Below are 1,043 nucleotides of genomic sequence, written 5' to 3'. Positions count from 1 at the left end.
TGGTGCGCGGCATCGAGGTCCGGCTGACCATCGACGAGGAGGCGTTCGTCGGCAGCGGCATCGACGCGTTCGCCCATATCGTCGAGCGCTTCCTCGGCCTATACGTACATGCCAACAGCTTCACGCAACTCGTGATCGTTTCCAACAAGACCGGACAGGAGTTGCTGCGATGCCAGCCACGAAGCGGCGATTTGAGCCTGCTGTGATCGAACGGCTGTTCGCGCAGCCGTATCGCTTCCAGTATTTCCAGGCCGTGCGCCTGATCGAGCTATGGCTGCGCCGCCGCGGCATGCCGGAAGAGGGGCTGCTGGCGAACTTCCTGCGCTTTTCGAATTCGACATCGCTCGCGTTCCCCGCCAGCGAAATCGAGGCATTGCAGCCGGAGCCGCACGCGATCGCGCCCGACCGCGCCGCACTGGCCGCCGCGCTGCAATCGCGCGAGCTGCGCTATGTGCGCGTGACGCCCACGTTCATGGGCCTGTTGGGCAGCGGCGGCGCGCTGCCCGCCCACTATACGGAACGGATCGCCGCGCACATGCGGGACGAGCGCGACGACGGCCCGCGTGCCTTCCTCGACGCATTCTCGACCCGTACCCTGACGCTGTTCTACGAAGCCTGGCGCAAATACCGCCTGGAGCTGAAATACGGCGGTCGCCAGGACGGCTTCCTGCCGCTGCTGCTGGCGCTGGCCGGCATGGGTCATGCGTCGCTGCGGCGGCGCCTGTCCGACCACGGCGATGGCGTGCTGGACGAATCCGTCGCGTACTTCGCCACCGCGCTGCGCCAGCGGCCCGCATCCAGCGTGCAGATCGCGCGCGTGCTGTCCGAGTATTTCGGCCAGCCGGTGCGCACCGAGCAGTTCGTCGGACGCTGGTACGACGTTCCCGCGGCCCAGCAGACGGCGCTCGGGCTGGGCAATGCCACCCTGGGCGGCGGCGCGCTGGCCGGCACGCGCGTGTGGCAGCGCGACCTGCGGCTGCGGCTCGTGATCGGGCCGCTGGACCTCGCGGCGTACGAAGCCTTCCTGCCGGGCGGCCGCGCGG

2 protein-coding genes are annotated in these 1,043 nt (G+C 68.9%); both read left to right on the top strand.

From position 1 onward, the window contains the following. The coding region (locus AC1DYX_RS31460; RefSeq protein WP_477266173.1) for a type VI secretion system baseplate subunit TssF at nt 1-206 on the top strand (206 nt) is incomplete at its 5' end. Further along, nucleotides 170-1,043, top strand: an 874-nt coding sequence (gene tssG, locus AC1DYX_RS31455; RefSeq protein ID WP_477266171.1) for a type VI secretion system baseplate subunit TssG, incomplete at its 3' end; no start/stop codon positions are given. The genes AC1DYX_RS31460 and tssG, both read left to right, overlap by 37 nt.

The sequence above is a fragment of the Massilia sp. P2_C2 genome (assembly GCF_056404615.1).
The sequence above is the reverse complement of the archived record's forward strand: the minus strand, read 5'-3'. Positions and strand labels throughout refer to the sequence as shown.